Annotated in this window: 15 protein-coding genes; 9 read left to right on the top strand and 6 right to left on the bottom strand. The window is 63.4% G+C overall.

The annotated features are described in order from the left end of the window. Nucleotides 1-28: 28 nt before the first annotated feature. A complete protein-coding gene (locus KR227_RS07220; protein WP_218364675.1) occupies nucleotides 29-973 on the bottom strand; it encodes an L-lactate dehydrogenase in 945 nt (314 codons plus the stop codon). A gap of 134 nt (nucleotides 974-1,107) precedes the next feature. On the opposite strand from KR227_RS07220, the gene KR227_RS07225 reads away from it, so the two are divergent. Both KR227_RS07225 and KR227_RS07230 read left to right on the top strand, forming a co-directional pair. Next, on the top strand, nucleotides 1,108-1,773 hold the full coding sequence (locus tag KR227_RS07225) for an HAD family hydrolase (RefSeq protein ID WP_218364676.1): 666 nt from the start codon (nucleotides 1,108-1,110) through the stop codon (nucleotides 1,771-1,773). 12 nt (nucleotides 1,774-1,785) lie between these two features. Next, a complete protein-coding gene (locus KR227_RS07230; protein ID WP_218364677.1) occupies nucleotides 1,786-2,376 on the top strand; it encodes a phosphatase PAP2 family protein in 591 nt (196 codons plus the stop codon). Here the strand turns inward: KR227_RS07230 and msrA are convergent. Continuing rightward, nucleotides 2,373-3,026 (bottom strand): peptide-methionine (S)-S-oxide reductase MsrA, encoded by a 654-nt coding sequence (gene msrA / locus KR227_RS07235; RefSeq protein ID WP_218364678.1) that lies wholly within the window; start codon nucleotides 3,024-3,026, stop codon nucleotides 2,373-2,375. The genes KR227_RS07230 and msrA overlap by 4 nt on opposite strands. A gap of 227 nt (nucleotides 3,027-3,253) precedes the next feature. Here msrA and KR227_RS07240 point away from each other — a divergent pair, with 227 nt between their 5' ends. Further along, nucleotides 3,254-3,853 carry a superoxide dismutase gene (locus tag KR227_RS07240; RefSeq protein WP_218364679.1) on the top strand — a complete coding sequence of 200 codons (600 nt, stop codon included), beginning with the start codon at nucleotides 3,254-3,256 and terminating at the stop codon, nucleotides 3,851-3,853. A gap of 127 nt (nucleotides 3,854-3,980) precedes the next feature. On the opposite strand, the gene KR227_RS07245 is transcribed toward KR227_RS07240, so the two are convergent. Together KR227_RS07245 and KR227_RS07250 are read right to left on the bottom strand one after the other, a co-directional pair. After that, complete coding sequence (locus KR227_RS07245) at nucleotides 3,981-4,844, bottom strand: GDSL-type esterase/lipase family protein (protein WP_218364681.1); 864 nt, start codon at nucleotides 4,842-4,844, stop codon at nucleotides 3,981-3,983. A 164-nt stretch (nucleotides 4,845-5,008) separates the two neighbouring features. Further along, the gene (locus KR227_RS07250) at nucleotides 5,009-6,274 is read right to left on the bottom strand and encodes an aspartate kinase (protein WP_218364683.1); all 1,266 of its coding nucleotides are present in this window, start codon (nucleotides 6,272-6,274) and stop codon (nucleotides 5,009-5,011) included. Nucleotides 6,275-6,500: 226 nt separating this feature from the next. Here KR227_RS07250 and KR227_RS07255 point away from each other — a divergent pair, with 226 nt between their 5' ends. The 6 genes from KR227_RS07255 to KR227_RS07280 all read left to right on the top strand — a co-directional run bounded on the left by KR227_RS07255 (nucleotide 6,501) and on the right by KR227_RS07280 (nucleotide 14,206). Continuing rightward, complete coding sequence (locus tag KR227_RS07255; RefSeq protein WP_218364685.1) at nucleotides 6,501-7,340, top strand: DMT family transporter; 840 nt, start codon at nucleotides 6,501-6,503, stop codon at nucleotides 7,338-7,340. 294 nt (nucleotides 7,341-7,634) lie between these two features. Next, the gene (leuA, locus tag KR227_RS07260; protein ID WP_218364687.1) at nucleotides 7,635-9,452 is read left to right on the top strand and encodes a 2-isopropylmalate synthase; all 1,818 of its coding nucleotides are present in this window, start codon (nucleotides 7,635-7,637) and stop codon (nucleotides 9,450-9,452) included. A gap of 226 nt (nucleotides 9,453-9,678) precedes the next feature. Continuing rightward, nucleotides 9,679-10,956, top strand: a complete 1,278-nt coding sequence (locus KR227_RS07265) for an Nramp family divalent metal transporter (protein WP_255549188.1) — start codon at nucleotides 9,679-9,681, stop codon at nucleotides 10,954-10,956. Nucleotides 10,957-11,024: 68 nt separating this feature from the next. Further along, a complete protein-coding gene (locus KR227_RS07270) occupies nucleotides 11,025-12,074 on the top strand; it encodes a DNA polymerase III subunit epsilon (protein WP_218364689.1) in 1,050 nt (349 codons plus the stop codon). Between the two features lie 86 nt (nucleotides 12,075-12,160). Then, a complete protein-coding gene (locus KR227_RS07275; protein ID WP_218364691.1) occupies nucleotides 12,161-13,453 on the top strand; it encodes a MurT ligase domain-containing protein in 1,293 nt (430 codons plus the stop codon). Next, nucleotides 13,454-14,206, top strand: a complete 753-nt coding sequence (locus KR227_RS07280; RefSeq protein ID WP_218364693.1) for a type 1 glutamine amidotransferase — start codon at nucleotides 13,454-13,456, stop codon at nucleotides 14,204-14,206. A 21-nt stretch (nucleotides 14,207-14,227) separates the two neighbouring features. Here KR227_RS07280 and recR read toward each other — a convergent pair whose 3' ends face one another. Beyond that, a complete protein-coding gene (gene recR, locus KR227_RS07285; RefSeq protein ID WP_218364695.1) occupies nucleotides 14,228-14,854 on the bottom strand; it encodes a recombination mediator RecR in 627 nt (208 codons plus the stop codon). Between the two features lie 184 nt (nucleotides 14,855-15,038). Beyond that, entirely contained in the window at nucleotides 15,039-15,368 is a 330-nt protein-coding gene (locus KR227_RS07290; RefSeq protein WP_218364696.1) for a YbaB/EbfC family nucleoid-associated protein, read from the bottom strand. Nucleotides 15,369-15,398: the final 30 nt, after the last annotated feature.

Raw genomic sequence — 15,398 nt, forward strand, 5'->3', positions numbered from 1 at the left:
TGCTGAGGCGAGCGAGCGCTCTATCTATTTAGAAGAAGTTCTGCTGAACCTCGCGCAGTGCATCAGCGGACTTGGTGAAGCGCTCCATCTCGTGCTCGTTGAGCTCGAGCTCGACCACACGGTTGATGCCGTTGCGGTTCACAATCGCAGGGGTGCCGATGTAGATGTCTTCTTGGCCGTACTCGCCTTGGAGCAGAGCGGAGACTGGGAGGGCCACATCCTGGTTTTGCAGCACCGCGCGGGTGATGCGGGCCAGTCCCATGCCGATGCCATAGGAGGTGGAGCCCTTGGCGTCGATGATGCGATAGGCGGCATCGCGGGTGTCTTCGAAGATCTTTTCCAGGCGCTCTTCCAGATCTGGCTCCTTGGCCAGCTTCATGCGCATGGACACACCAGCGATGGTGGCGGAGGAGAGCACCGGCAGCTCGCTGTCGCCGTGCTCGCCCACAATGTAGGCGTGGATGGAGGTCGGCGAGCAGTCGTAGAGCTCACCGAGCATGTAGCGGAAGCGGGCGGAATCCAGCACGGTACCGGAGCCGATCACGCGCTGCCACGGCAGGCCGGAGTACTTCCATGCGGCATAGGAGAGCACATCCACCGGGTTGGAGGCGACCAACATAATGCCGTCGAAGTTGTTGGCCATCACTTCGTCCACGATGGACTTCATGATCTTCATGTTCTTGTCCACCAGCTGCAACCGGGTCTCGCCGGGCTTCTGGGCGGCGCCGGCGCAGATGACCACCATGGCGGCGTCTTCGCAGTCGGCGTAGGTGCCCTTGCTGACACGGGTGCGGGAGCTGGCCCAGACGACGCCGTGGTTAAGGTCCATGACGTTGCCGGCGAGCTTCTTCTCATCGATGTCGATGATGGCCAGGTGGTCCACCGTGCCCTGGTTCACCAGAGCGTAGGCATAGGCCACTCCCACGTCACCGGCGCCGATGAGCACAACCTTGTTGCCAACAATATCCTTCATTGTTTCATCCCTCGCGATGTTTGGTTTTTCGCTTTCAGCTGCCTATTGTGCCCGTTTGTTTTTGTTTTTGCCAGTATTTGGCAGCCTTTTTCGGCTGAAAGTGGGAAACCCCACAGCTTCTATACTGAGACACTATGCCCCGCTACGACGCCATCCTCTTTGACCTCGACGGCACGCTCGTCGATCACGACTCCGCCGCCCGCCACGCAGCCACCCGACTGATCCAGCACTACGCCATGGAAGGCCCAGAACACGCCTTCATCGAGCGGTGGTTCCAGATCGAAAACGAGGAGTTCTCCCGCTTCGAACGAGGCGAGATCACTCATGCCCAGCAGCGCCTCAACCGCATGGCCCGCTTCTTTGCGGCCCCGCTCAGCGAAGAGGAGTCGCGCCGGCGTTTCGAGGTATTCGCCTCCTTCTACCGTGAAGACTGGCGCGCTTTCCCCGATGCGGCTGCAGCCTTGTCCCTCGCCGTGGACTCTGGGGCAACGGTGGCCATTTTTACGAATGGCGCCCGCGACATGCAGGCGGGCAAGCTCGCTGCCACCGGCCTCGAGTCGGCGTCGATAAGCCTCATCCCCACCGCGGAACTCAGCTGCGCCAAGCCCGATCCGCAGGCCTATCGGGAGGCGCTGGCGCTGCTTGGGGTGCCGGCAGAGCGCGCGGTGATGATCGGCGATAACTACACCAACGATGTGCGTGCCGCTCGGGCCGCCGGCCTCGACGCCGTGCATATTGCCGACCCCGCCGAGCTGCTGGAGCTGCTGCGCACTCAGGTTCTCGGCGGAACGCGCCCGTAGTAGCCTTTATGGGTGCTTAGCTCAATCGACACAACATATCTTCAGTGGGGGCTGGATCACCGCTCCCCGGCGCTCGACGCGGCGGTCACCGCTTTCACCAATATCGGCACCACCGCCCTGAGCCTGCCCGTGGCCACAGCACTCGCATTTCTGCTCACTGCGGTGCTGCGCAGCTGGACTCCCGTGCTCACCCTCGCCTTGGCGGCGGCGCTGTCGACGAGCACCACCACCATCATCAAGACGCTGGTGGGACGCACCCGGCCCGATTATGCCTTCGCAGTGCCGCCCTTCGAGCCCTCATATTCTTTCCCTTCGGGGCACACGCTCAACGCAACCGTCCTTGCTCTCGTGCTCGCCTACTTTGGCAGCCGTGCGGTGCGCGGGCGCGGTGTTCGCATCCTCGTCTGGCTGGCCGCGCTGGGATATGCGCTGTGCATGGGCATCTCCCGAGTATTTCTCGCCCACCATTGGAGCACCGATGTGCTGGCCGGATGGGTCATCGGGGCGACCATCGCCGGTATGGCGATCCTGCTGGTGGGGGTACTGAGCCGCCGCCGCGGTGGGCTGCCCCTGCCGCTGGCTCCGGCCCACCCAGCGCGCTAGCCGCAGGCCACCCCCGTGGAGTGGACGGGGCAATAGCCCTCGGGGTTTTTGTGCAGATATTGCTGGTGATAATCCTCGGCCAAATAGTAGGCGCCCGCGGGGGTATCGCTGAGCTGGGCCACCTCGGTGGTGACGGGGCCAAACCCGGCCGCGGCCAGCTTCGGCTCATAGGCGGCAAGAAGCTCGCGCACGAGCTGCTCATCCTCGGCGGTATCCACAAAATAGGCGGAGCGATACTGGGTGCCCACATCATTGCCCTGGCGATAGCCCTGGGTGGGATCGTGGGCCTCAAGAGTGGCGCTAATAATCTCCCGAGCGCTGATCCGCGCGGGATCGTAGACCACCTCCACCACCTCGGTATGGCCCGTCCGGCCCGTGCACACCTCGCGGTAGGTCGGATTGGGCGTGAACCCTCCGGCATAGCCCACGGAGGTGGAGTCCACTCCGTCGAGCTGCCACAGCAGCTTCTCTGCGCCCCAGAAGCATCCCATGCCAATGATGAGGCGCCGCTGCTCCGGCTTCCACGGTCCGGTGATCGGAGTGCCGAGAACCGCGTGGGGCTGAGGGTGCTCCAGCACGGGGGTAGAACCGCCGTGCAGCGCCTGCTCTTTGCTCACCATCTCAGGGGTGCGTGAAAATAGAAATCCCATAGTGCTAGCACTTTCTCTAGGGGGTAAGGGCGATGTCCACTCGGTGGTCAGGTGGGGGGGATGCGCCCCAATCTAGTCCCGCCGCCACGTTCGTGCCGCAGCACCCCTGCCGGGGCCGGTTTTATCAACCATTTTGTTGCGATATTCACATTCTCACCTATCATGGGTATCAATGCCACGGCACCGCGCCGTGGCTGTGAACGTAAAAACCACGAAAGGCTTTTATCATGACTTACACCCTTCCCGAGCTGGATTACTCCTACGACGCTCTCGAGCCGCACATCGCCGCCGAGATTATGGAGCTGCACCACTCTAAGCACCACGCCAACTACGTCAAGGGTGCTAATACTGCCCTCGAGAAGATGGCTGCTGCTCGTGAGAACGGCGAGATCTCTGCCGTGGTTACCGCCCTGTCCAAGGACCTCGCTTTCAACTTGGGTGGCCACACCAACCACTCCATTTTCTGGAAGAACCTCTCCCCCAACGGTGGCGGCGAGCCCACCGGCGAGCTGGCTGAGGCCATCAACGCCGAGTTCGGCTCCTTCGAGAACTTCAAGTCTCACTTCTCCGCAGCCGCTCTGGGCCTGCAGGGCTCCGGCTGGGCAGTACTCGGCTATGACCACATCGGTCAGCGCCTCGTGGTCGAGCAGATCACCGATCAGCAGGGCAATATCTCCGCTAACCTAACCCCGCTGCTCATGCTGGACATGTGGGAGCACGCCTTCTACCTCCAGTACAAGAACGTTAAGGCTGACTACGTCGAGGCCGTGTGGAACGTCTTCAACTGGGATGACGTTGCCGAGCGCTACGCCAAGGCAGCCAACTAAGGCCTATCACGCCTGCTCATTCGTGGCCTCACCCTCTGTGGGTGGGGCCACGTTCTGCGTTGTGTGGGCATGAAAAAACTGCACGCCCGGTCGAGGCGTGCAGTGCTGTGGCTATGAAGCCGAGAACCTAGCGCAGGGCGGCGGCGATGCGCTGCGCCACGTAGCGGGAACCTGCCTCGCTGGGGTGCAGGCCCATGTTGTAGTTCGGGGTGGTGGTGTCGATGCTGCCGGAGACCCAGCGCTGCATATCGGGCACGCAGGTGTGGTGGGCGGCGGAACCGGCCTTGATGTCCACGAAGGTGGCGCCGGTCTGGCGGGCCGCCACCTTCTGGTTATCGCGGTTCCAGTTCTCTACATCGCGCAGCAGCGGCACCGGCACGCCCATCGGGGCATTGGGAACCACGTTCAGTGCGCAAAGCATGCCCGAGGTGGGCTCGGTGACCTGCAGCATGCCCGGAATGATGATCTGGATGCGCGGGGAAACGCGACGGATCTGATTCACGGCGTCATGAATATCCTTCAGGTAGGCGTTGTGCACGGCCTGGTTATCGAGGATATTCACGCCATCGCGCACACCGAAGCCACCGTAGTTATTCATGCCCGCGGCCAACACCACGGCGCGGGTGCCGGGGTGAATATCGCCGGCCTGGATGGCGCGGGTGACGCGCTGGGTGGCCACACGCGAGGTCTCGGCGACACAGGACCAGTCAGAGATCGGTGCCTTGGCGATCTGGCCGAGCAGGCGCGGCGCATTATTCGGGGCCTGCAGGCAGCCCTCGCGGTTGGGATAGCCGTTGTACACCTGCGGGTTCATCCCGCGCATGGCGTTGAGGATCTGATCCGGGTTCGCGGAGTAGGAATCACCAAAGTAGGCGATATTGCCCTGCGGGGCGGCGGCCGCCACTGGGGCAGCGCTCACGCCCACCACCGCGGCGGTGGCGACTCCCAGCATAGCGGCGGTAACTTTCTTCAGACCTGTCGTGAATCCCATGGTCATTTTTCCCTTTCATGCGGCTCACCCCGGTTAGGTGCATTCTGCATGAGAATAACCTGAGCCCCAGACGGCCCCAAAAACCTTTAACCCAGCTCACAGAAAACCGCCCCTAGCAGCGGGTGCCAGGGACGGTCAGATAGCGAGCGGGCCGTAGAGTCTGTTTAGCGGCCAGTACCTGCGTAAACGATGGCTTCTTCCTCGCCGCCGAGCTCGAAGCGCTCGTGCAGGGCGCGGGCAGCCTCGGGGAGGTCGGCCTCGCGGACGAGCACCGAGATGCGGATTTCGGAGGTGGAGATGAGTTCGATGTTCACTCCCACATCACGCAGCGCCTCACAGAAGTCGGCGGTGACTCCGGGGTGAGACTTCATGCCTGCGCCCACCAGCGAGACCTTGCCCACCTGGTCGTCGTAGAGCACGTTCTCGTAGCCGGCACCAACCTGCATCTTCTTCAGCAGCTCCATGGCGCGGGGGCCATCGGCGCGCGGGCAGGTGAAGGTGATGTCGGTCTTGCCGTCCTCGAGGGAGGAGACATTCTGCAGCACCATATCGATGTTGATCTCTGCATCCGCGATGGCACGGAAGATGCGGGCGGACTCGCCCGGCAGATCCGAGATTCCCAACACGGTGATCTTGGCTTCCGAGCTATCGGTTGCCACGCCAGTGAGTATTGCTTCTTCCACGGGAATATCCTCCATTGATCCGTCGACGAGGGTGCCAATGTCATTACTGTAGGACGAACGCACACGCAAGGGCACGTTGAATGCGCGGGCGTATTCGACGCTGCGCAGCACCAAGATCTTCGATCCCACAGCAGCCAATTCGAGCATCTCCTCGAAGGAGATCTTGTCTAGTTTGCGGGCATTGGGCACGATGCGCGGATCGGCGGTGTAGACGCCGTCCACATCCGAGTAGATCTCGCACACATCGGCCTCGAGCGCCGCAGCCAGCGCCACCGCGGTGGTATCGGAACCGCCGCGACCCAAGGTGGTGACATCGCGGGTTTCCTTATTCACACCCTGGAAGCCGGCGACGAGGCAAATCTTGCCCTGGTCGAGGGCCTCCTGCACGCGCCCCGGGGTGACCTCGATGATGCGGGCATTGCCGTGCCGCTCCGTGGTGAGCACGCCCGCCTGGGAGCCGGTGAAGGACTGGGCCTTCGCACCGAAGCTCTCAATAGCCATGGCCACCAGCGCATTGGAGATACGCTCCCCGGCGGTGAGCAGCATGTCCATCTCGCGGGCCGGCGGAACGGGATTGACCTGCGCCGCCAAATCGAGGAACTCATCGGTGGTATCGCCCATGGCGGAGCACACCACCACCACATCGTGGCCCTGCTTCTTGGTGGCCACAATACGTTCAGCAACGCTGCGGATACGCTCCGCACTCTCGAGAGATGATCCACCATATTTCTGCACAATCAGTGCCACAGGTGCCGTCCTTTCCTTGGCATGAGGCCCCGCACCGTCTCTACCGTGGGTCCGCGAGGCAATTTCTGCCGAAGTATTGGTTTTTCCGCACTCATCGTACATGGCGCCCACTGCAGGACACTATCGAGTTCACATTCACCCCCAGGGTGAGGATCGCACCACGCCAGCACCGCCACCCCGCGCGCCGCCACGGCTGCGCGCCACCCCTAGCGATACTCTAAGTGCTGTGCCTAATACCCTGCTTGCCATTCTTTTTGCCACTGCCTCTGCGCTGACGATCGCGTGGGGCACGGTTGTGCGGCACAATATCGCACTCGAGGCACCCGAGGGCCGGTCCATCGCCACGGCCATGCGCCGCCCCTTATGGTGGGCGGGCTCTTTTTCGGCGCTCGGCGCCTATGGCCTGCAGGTTGTGGCCCTCGGCTTCGGCACCCTGCTCGTGGTGCAGCCCATCTTGGTGCTCTCCCTCATGTTCACCCTGCCGCTGTCGGCCTACTACGACAAGCACCGGCTCACCTTCGCCGAAATGCTGTGGGCGGGCGTGCTCACCGTCTCCGTATCGGTGCTGGTGTTACTGGGCCGCCCCGCCTCGGGCACCCCTGATCCATCGCTGCACCGCTGGCTGCTGGCCCTCGGCATCGGCGTGGTCGTTCTCGTCGGCCTCGACCGCTGGGCGCAACGCCAAATCCGCCGCGAAAAGGCCCTGCTGCTCGGCATCGTCACCGGCGCCGTGTTCGGCTATGTGGCGGTGCTATCCAAGGCCATCGCCGATATCTTCGTCCACAAAGGCGGGTTCTACGGCATCCTCACCTCCTGGGAGCTTTATGCGCTGATCGCCTGCGCCACCATCGGCACCTTGGTGCAGCAGGTCTCCTTTAATGCCGGCGCGCTCAAAAACTCCCTGCCGGCCATGAAGGTCGCCGAGCCCATCGTGGCCTTCATCTTGGGCTATACGGTGCTAAGCGAATCCTTCCAGGCCACTGGGTGGCAATGGGCGTGGATGGCCCTAGCACTGCTGGCCATGATTGGCTCTACCTTCCAGCTATCGCGGCTGGGAATCGACTAAAAGGCATCGTCCGTGCCAGCGGGCTGAGGCACCGGCGAGTGGGCGTCGATAAGCGCGCATAGGCCCCCGATAGGGGGAACGCTGAACTGGTTTTTCCCAAAGAATGGAACACCAGTGCCCGAAAACCGCGGCGGATACGGTAATGTGCCTCACATGATTCGCGGTAGTCAGGGATTCCTCCTCCTTAGTCGCCGCGGCGGGTGTTAGCGCTTCATTGTTCGTTGGCCGCCCCGTCGCGGAGTTTCTGGCGCGGCCAACATCCCCGAACACTGAACTAAGAAAGCACCCATAGTTATGTCGATGAACGACACTTTCATCTCCGCCCCCACTGAAATCACCACCCCGAACGGCCCGCGTCGCGAGGGGCAGCCGGCATGGAATAAGCAGCGCAACTCCAGCATGCCGAGCACGCGCTACCAGCCCTATCACGTGGAAGTCGAAGACTTCTCGCTGCCGGATCGCACCTGGCCGGACAAGAAGATGACGGTCGCGCCGCAGTGGTGTGCCGTGGACCTGCGCGATGGCAACCAGGCTCTGATCGATCCGATGAGCCCGGAACGCAAGCGCCGCATGTTCGACCTGCTGGTGCGCATGGGCTACAAGGAGATCGAGGTGGGCTTCCCCTCGGCCTCCCAAACCGATTTCAACTTTGTGCAGGAGATCATCAAGGAAGACAAGATTCCCGATGATGTGACCATCCAGGTGCTGGTGCAGGCCCGCGAGCACCTGATCCGCCGCACCTTCGAGGCCTGCGAGGGCGCGAAGAACGTGATCGTGCACTTCTATAACTCCACCTCCATCCTGCAGCGCGATGTGGTGTTCCGGAAGGATAAGGAGCAGATCAAGAAGCTGGCCACCGACGCCGCTGAGCTGATCCAGACCATCGCCAAGGACTACCCAGAGACCAACTGGCGCTGGGAGTACTCGCCGGAGTCCTATACCGGCACCGAGGTGGCCTATGCCAAGGAAGTCATCGACGCCGTCACCGACGTCATGCAGCCCACCCCCGAGAACCCCATGATCATCAACCTGCCTTCCACGGTGGAGATGATCACCCCCAATGTGTACGCCGACTCGATCGAGTGGATGGACCGCAACCTGAACCGTCGCGATTCCATCATCCTGTCGCTGCACCCGCACAATGACCGCGGCACCGGTGTCGCCACCGCCGAGCTGGGCTTCATGGCGGGCGCCGACCGCATCGAGGGCTGCCTCTTCGGCAACGGCGAGCGCACCGGCAATGTCTGCCTGGTGACCCTGGGCCTGAACCTGATGACCCAGGGCGTCGACCCGCAGATCGACTTCTCCGATATCGCCCACATTCGTCGCACGGTGGAGTACTGCAACCAGCTGCGCGTGCCGGAGCGTCACCCCTATGGCGGCGATCTGGTGTTCACCGCCTTCTCAGGCTCCCACCAGGACGCCGTGAACAAGGGCCTGGACGCCATGGCCGCCAAGCACCGCCCCGGCGCGACCCACACCGATGTGGCTTGGGAGGAACTGCGCGATATCACGTGGGAGGTGCCCTATCTGCCGATCGACCCGAAGGATGTGGGCCGCAACTACGAGGCCGTGATCCGCGTGAACTCGCAGTCCGGCAAGGGTGGCGTCGCCTACATCATGAAGACCGACCACGGCATCAACCTGCCGCGGCCGATGCAGGTGGAGTTCTCCTCCGTGGTGCAGGCCGTGACCGATTCCGAGGGCGGCGAGGTGAACTCGAAGTCCATGTGGGATATTTTCGCGAGCGAGTACCTGGATCGGGTGAGCCCGGTCGAGCAGATCTCGCTGCGCGTGGATAACGCCCAGTCCGATGGCGAGCTCTCGCAGGTGACCGCGAAGCTGGAGATCAACGGCGAGGAAAAGACTGTCTCCGGCCACGGCAACGGCCCGGTGTCCGCCTACGCGAATGCGCTCGAGCAGCTGAACATCAACGTCGAGGTGCTGGATTACTCCCAGCACGCCCGTACCGCCGGCGATGACGCCGAGGCCGCCGCCTTCGTCTACGCCGACGTCAATGGCCAGCAGGTGTGGGGTGTCGGCGTGGCAGGCTCCATCACCTACGCCTCGCTGAAGGCCGTGACCTCCGCGATCAACCGCGCCATGGCCTAGCCTCTCGCTCTCCCACTCCCGAGCGCTCCCCGTGGGCCTCGGGAGTGTGTGCTGCGCGCTTATCGACGCCACCCTCCCGGCAGCAGCATCCTCTGCACCACAGCGGATTCCGCCCTGCCACCTGCACTGGGGGCCGCTCACCTGCCGCGACGCACCCCACCACGTCTCCTCCCCTTGCTAGGATTGTGACCCAAACCACTCTCGATATCGAGCAAAGGAGGATCACATGTCCCGCGCTGACGCTTCCCCACCTACCACCCAGCCATCCGCAGATGGCCCCAACCCCGACGCCAAGTGGCGTGTGATCGGCCCTGGCCTCGTGGCTGCCGCCACCGGTGTCGGCGCCGGCGATCTTGTCGCCACCATGATTGCCGGGCAAAAATTCGGCTACACCCTCCTCTGGGCGGCCGTAGTGGGCGCGATCATGAAGATTGTGCTCGTCGAAGGCGTGGGCCGTTATTCTCTGTCCACCGGCCACACGATCTATACCGGCTGGCGGCGCATTGGCCGCTGGACCAGCTGGTATTTCGCCCCCTATATCGTGGTGTGGGGGTTCGTCTATGGTGCCGCGGCCATGAGCTCCACGGCGCTGCCGCTGGCCGCACTTTTCCCCGGCACCACTCTCACCTGGTGGGCGATCGGCACGGGCATTCTCGGGTTCATCCTCACCTGGATAGGCCGCTACGAGTTCTTCGAAAAACTTATTGCCGTGCTGGTGGGGCTCATGTTTCTCACCGTGGTCGGCATTGCCACACTCTCCCTGCAGCACCTGCCCGAGATCCTCACTGGGCTCGTGCCCCGCATCCCTGAGGGCTCGGGGGTCTACGTGCTCTCCCTCGCCGGCGGCGTCGGCGGCACCATCACCCTGGCCGCCTATGGCTATTGGTGCCGTGAAAAAGGCTGGCGCACTCCCGGCTGGATGAAAGTGATGCGGATCGATAACACCGTCGCCTATGTGGTCACCGGCATCTTCGTGATCGCCATGCTGATCCTCGGCGCCGACCTGCTCTACTCCGCCAATATCGCAGTCGACAACGGCGACAAGGCGCTGCTTGGGCTCTCCGATGTGCTGGCGGAGCGCTATAACCCGACCATCGGCACGATCTTCCTCATCGGCTTCTGGGCGGCCAGCTTCTCCTCGGTGCTGGGCGTGTGGAATGGCGTCTCCCTGATGTTCGCCGACTACATCGGCCACCTGCGCAAGCTCCCCGAGAACCACCCCTCCACCACCACCGGCGGCAAGTACTACAAGCTCTACACCCTGTGGCTGACCTTCCCGCCCATGCTGCTGCTCTTCCTCGGCCGCCCCGTGGCCTTGGTGCTGCTCTATGGTGTGCTCGGTGCGTTCTTCATGCCCTTTTTGGGCTTTACCTTGCTCATCCTGCTCAATACCGATGCCACCCCGAAGCAATGGCGCAATGGCTGGTTCGCCAACACGATGATGGCCATCATCTCTCTGGCCTTCGTGGCTATCTGCGTGAACGAGATCATGGGCTACTTCTAAAGGCCACCGCCCCGCGCCCTGCACCTAGTCCGCGGGATCGACGCGGTTGTGGTTTAGCATAGGAATCTATGAGCAACGGTAACCATCATCTGAGCCGCGAAGAGCGCAGGGCGCGTCGACAAGCCGAGCTCGAGCGGGCCCCCTTTGTGGTTGCCACGGTGCAGACCTCGGGTATTCACCCCGCGTCGGCGCGGATGGTTGCCATCGATTTGGCCACCTTCACTCCGAGTGGTGAGCTCGATGAGCACGTGCACCATGTGCTCAATCCGAAGGCGGATCCGGGACCGCCGCATCTGCACGGGCTGAGCAAAGAGGAGGTGGCGGCGGCCCCCACCTTCGCCGGGGTGGCGAAAAGTATATGCCGCATGATCGACGGCCGTACCCTCATCACCTTCGACATGGCCCTCACCTGGGGTTTCATTGTCTCGGAATCGAAGCGGGCCATCGCCCATAACCGGCGCGCCCACGCCCCGAAGCAGCGGCGGCGGCGCGGCGGCAAGCGCAATCGCTCGAATTTCGGCCATGTGCCCAAGCCGGTGGCCCTCATCGACATGCTCACCACCGTGCGCCGCACCGGCGCCACGATCGAGGACGAGCGGCTGCGCGGTGTGGCGCGCCAGTGGGGGCTATTCGACGGCTCCCCGCAGGCAAGCCGCGAACGCGCCAGCGTCCCCGAGGCGGAGTTTTCCTTCGAGTCCACCCAGCTCACCTGGGATCTCTATGCGGCCATAGAGAATCCCGTGAGCTATAAGGCCGAGGAGTTGAAGGCGGATCGCTGCGGCCTGCAGCGCACGGTGCTGCGCGTGGATGCCGCCCAAGCCGACGCCGCCGCGGAGAACCCCGGGGCGTATCAGCCCGGAGGCTCGCTGCAACCCGGCATGGAGGTGGTGCTCACCCCGCAGATCGAGCTGCCCGATACCGAGATCATTCAAGCCGCGATCGATGCCGGGTTGAGCTACAGCGAGAAGCTGGGCCGTGGCTCCTCGCTGGTGATCTGCAATCACACCCAGGATCTCAAGGGCAAGGCGATGCACGCACAGCGGAAGAATATTCCACTCATGGCCGATACCGCTTTCGTGGAGCTGGCCCGTCAGGCCGCCACAGCAGCAGAGAACTAGGCGGCCAGCTCAGCCCTCGGTGCCGAGGCGCGCCTATGAGCAGGCGTGCCCCTCCCAGCGGCGGTTGAGGCTACAATTTCTAAACCATGAGCATCAACCTTCCTCGGCCTCTCCGCCGTCTGCGCGCCACCCTTGCCACGACGGCAGCTTCAGCAGCCACTGCGGCCTCGCGTGCGACCGGCCGCGGTGCCGGCGGCATGATCGGCGGCCTGGTGGCCAATGCAATCGACCCCACGATCATGACCACCGTGGCGAAGAACCGCCCCACCGTGCTGATCACCGGCACCAATGGCAAGTCCACCACGACCCGCATGACAGCGAACGCCCTGCGCAGCCGCTATACCGTGGCCACCAACGATGGCGGCGACAACATGGACGCGGGCATTATCTCCGCGCTCATGGCCGGCAAGGATGCCAGCCACGTGGTGCTGGAGTGCGATGAGCTGCACGTGCCGAAGGTGGCCGACCGGCTTCACCCCACCGCACTCATCCTGCTCAACCTCACCCGCGACCAGCTGGACCGGGTCGGCGAGATCAATAAGCTCGAGCGCGCACTCCGCGCCTGCGTCGAGGCCCACCCCGAGATGACCGTGATCGCCAATTGCGATGACGTGCTGGTCACCTCGGTTGCCTTCGACGCCGAGAACGTGGTGTGGGTTTCTGCCGGCGCCGGCTGGATCGGCGATTCAGTGTCCTGCCCGCGCACCGGCTCCCATGTGGTGCACAACGGCGATGATTGGTACGCCACCAAGCCGCTGGCCGATGGCCGCGAGTTCCGCCGCCCCGAGCCGAGCTGGGTGATCGATGATGAGGCGCTGCGCTCCCCGCTGGGCGATACGCCGCTGGATTTGAAGCTGCCGGGCACGGCCAATCGCGGCAATGCCGCCCAGGCCATTGCGGCGGCGGTGAGCTGCTTTGATATCAGCCTCGATGGCGCCCGTGACGCGGTGGAAGAGGTGGATAATGTGGCCGGCCGCTACTCCACTATCCAGTTCGAGGGCCGTGAGGTGCACATGCTGCTGGCCAAGAACCCGGCCGGCTGGCAAGAGGCGCTGTCCATGCTCGATCGCGAGGCCGACGGCCATGTGATCGCCGTCAACGGCCAGGTGGCCGATGGCGAGGACCTTTCGTGGCTGTGGGATGTGGTGTTTGAGAACTTCGAGAACCTTCACGTGCACGCCGCCGGCGAGCGCGGTACTGACCTTGCGGTCAGGTTGAAGTATGCCTCGATTGATCACGACCTCATCCACGATCCCGTGGAGGCCATTCGCGCCTGCCCGCCCGGCCGGGTGGAGGTGCTGGCCAATTACACGGCTTTCCGTGATCTGAAGAAGGCTCTCGAACGTTCGCTGCAGGCAGCCAAGGAAGGAAACGAGTAAATGACTCTCACTATCGGACTACTGCTGCCTGATGTGCTCGGCACCTATGGCGACGATGGCAATGCCCTCGTGCTGCGCCAGCGCGCCCGGCTGCGCGGCATCGATGCCGATATCCATCGGATCACCCTGCAGGACGCCATCCCGGATTCCTGCGATCTCTACTGCATGGGCGGTGGCGAGGACGCAGCCCAGGTGTTGGCGGCGGAGCATCTGCGCGCCCACGGCGGCCTTATCCGTGCTGCAGAGAAGAAGACCCCGATCCTGAGCATCTGCGCCGGTTTTCAGGTACTCGGCGAGTCTTTCCACGCCTCCGGCGGGGTACACGAGGGCTTGGGGCTTATCGACGCCACCACCGCGCAACTACGCACCCGCGCCATCGGTGAAGTGGAGGCCACGCCCTCCACGGTGCTCACCGAGCAGATCTCCGATGCGCAGCGCATCAGCGGCACGGTGAGCCTGCGTCTGAGCGGCTTCGAAAACCACATGGGATCGACCGTGCTGGGGCCAGATGCCCAGCCGCTCTGCTCGATTACTCGCGGTGTCGGCAACACCGATTCCGGGCATGGCGCCGGCTGCGATGGCGCTATCCAGGGCACCGTGATCGCCACCTATATGCACGGGCCCTTCTTGGCCCGTAACCCGCATATCGCGGATCTTCTCTTGGCCCGCGCCATGGGGGTGGAGTTCACTGATCTCGAGCCGCTGGTGCTCGATGAGGTCTCGCAGCTGCGCGAGGAGCGCCTCGAAGACTAGCTGGCCGCGGCTAGACCACCCTTAGAGCCGGTGGCGGCCGGTGAGCGCGCGGGAGAGCGTGAGTTCATCGACAAACTCCAGATCGCCGCCCAACGGCATGCCGGAGGCCAGCCGCGAGATCACCAGATCAGGGAAATCACGCAAAAGCCGCGCCAAATACGAGGCGGTGGCTTCGCCTTCGGTATTGGGATCGGTAGCGAGGATCACCTCGCTGATATCGGGGGCGGACTCGCCCTCGCGATCCTCGAGAACCCCACCAATGCGCTGCAGTAGCTGTGAGACGGTGAGATCCTTTGGGCCCACATTGTTCAGCGGGTCCAGTGCCCCGCCGAGCACGTGATAGCGGCCCTCGTATTCCCCAGTGCGTTCGATCACCTGAATATCTTTGGGTTCTTCCACGACGCAGATGACGCTGGGGTCGCGCTGGGAGTCAGCGCAGATGCGGCACAGCTCATCGCGGGACACATTGCAGCAAATACGGCAGAAGGTGACCCCACCACGCACTGCGCCGAGCGCATTTTGGAGCCGCTCGACATCCTCGGAATCGGTGTTGAGCAGGTGAAAGGCGATCCGCTGCGCGGACTTCGGCCCCACTCCTGGGAGCCGAGAAAGCTCGTCGATGAGATCTTGGAGCGGGCCTTCGAACATGCGGGGTGAGTGTCCTTCGTGTGCCGGTCTATTCCCGCCAGTGCGCGGGTCGACCTCGGTAGTGGGGTGGGGTGCTCATCGGTGTGGCGTAACCGCCACAGGCCGCTATCGCTGCTGGGAGTGTACACACAAACACCCCGCACGGGGCGGGGCGCTGAATGTGACCAGACGTCTCGGTCAGGTTTTAGCCGAGCATGCCGTCCAGGTCGCCACCGAAGCCAGCGTTTTGCAGCGGGCCCATCTTCTCCTCGGCTACATCGGAGATGCGCTTGTGCGCGTCCTCGAGGGCACCGAGCACGAGATCCTGCAGGGTCTCAACATCCTCCGGATCGACAACCTTGGGATCGATCTCGACGCCGGTGATGTGGCCGGCACCGTTCATGGTGGCCTTGACCAAACCATTGCCGGCCTCGCCAACGACCTCGGTGGCCATAATTTCCTGCTGGGCCTGCTGCAGCTGCTCCTGCATCTGCTGGGCCTGGGCGAGAATCTGCTGCATATCGGGCTGAGTCATGGTTGTTGCCTTTCTTAGGGGGTATCTTTA

The organism is Corynebacterium sp. TAE3-ERU30, assembly GCF_019209925.1.
Lineage (GTDB): Bacteria > Actinomycetota > Actinomycetes > Mycobacteriales > Mycobacteriaceae > Corynebacterium > Corynebacterium megadyptis.

Excerpts from the sequence above, each read along its gene's own strand:
- KR227_RS07220 (WP_218364675.1), bottom strand. The coding sequence starts at position 973 with ATGAAGGATATTGTTGGCAACAAGGTTGTGCTCATCGGCGCCGGTGAC.
- KR227_RS07225 (WP_218364676.1), top strand. The coding sequence starts at position 1,108 with ATGCCCCGCTACGACGCCATCCTCTTTGACCTCGACGGCACGCTCGTC.
- msrA (WP_218364678.1), bottom strand. The coding sequence starts at position 3,026 with ATGGGATTTCTATTTTCACGCACCCCTGAGATGGTGAGCAAAGAGCAG.
- KR227_RS07240 (WP_218364679.1), top strand. The coding sequence starts at position 3,254 with ATGACTTACACCCTTCCCGAGCTGGATTACTCCTACGACGCTCTCGAG.
- KR227_RS07245 (WP_218364681.1), bottom strand. The coding sequence starts at position 4,844 with ATGGGATTCACGACAGGTCTGAAGAAAGTTACCGCCGCTATGCTGGGA.
- leuA (WP_218364687.1), top strand. The coding sequence starts at position 7,635 with ATGTCGATGAACGACACTTTCATCTCCGCCCCCACTGAAATCACCACC.
- KR227_RS07265 (WP_255549188.1), top strand. The coding sequence starts at position 9,679 with ATGTCCCGCGCTGACGCTTCCCCACCTACCACCCAGCCATCCGCAGAT.
- KR227_RS07270 (WP_218364689.1), top strand. The coding sequence starts at position 11,025 with ATGAGCAACGGTAACCATCATCTGAGCCGCGAAGAGCGCAGGGCGCGT.
- KR227_RS07275 (WP_218364691.1), top strand. The coding sequence starts at position 12,161 with ATGAGCATCAACCTTCCTCGGCCTCTCCGCCGTCTGCGCGCCACCCTT.
- KR227_RS07280 (WP_218364693.1), top strand. The coding sequence starts at position 13,454 with ATGACTCTCACTATCGGACTACTGCTGCCTGATGTGCTCGGCACCTAT.
- recR (WP_218364695.1), bottom strand. The coding sequence starts at position 14,854 with ATGTTCGAAGGCCCGCTCCAAGATCTCATCGACGAGCTTTCTCGGCTC.
- KR227_RS07290 (WP_218364696.1), bottom strand. The coding sequence starts at position 15,368 with ATGACTCAGCCCGATATGCAGCAGATTCTCGCCCAGGCCCAGCAGATG.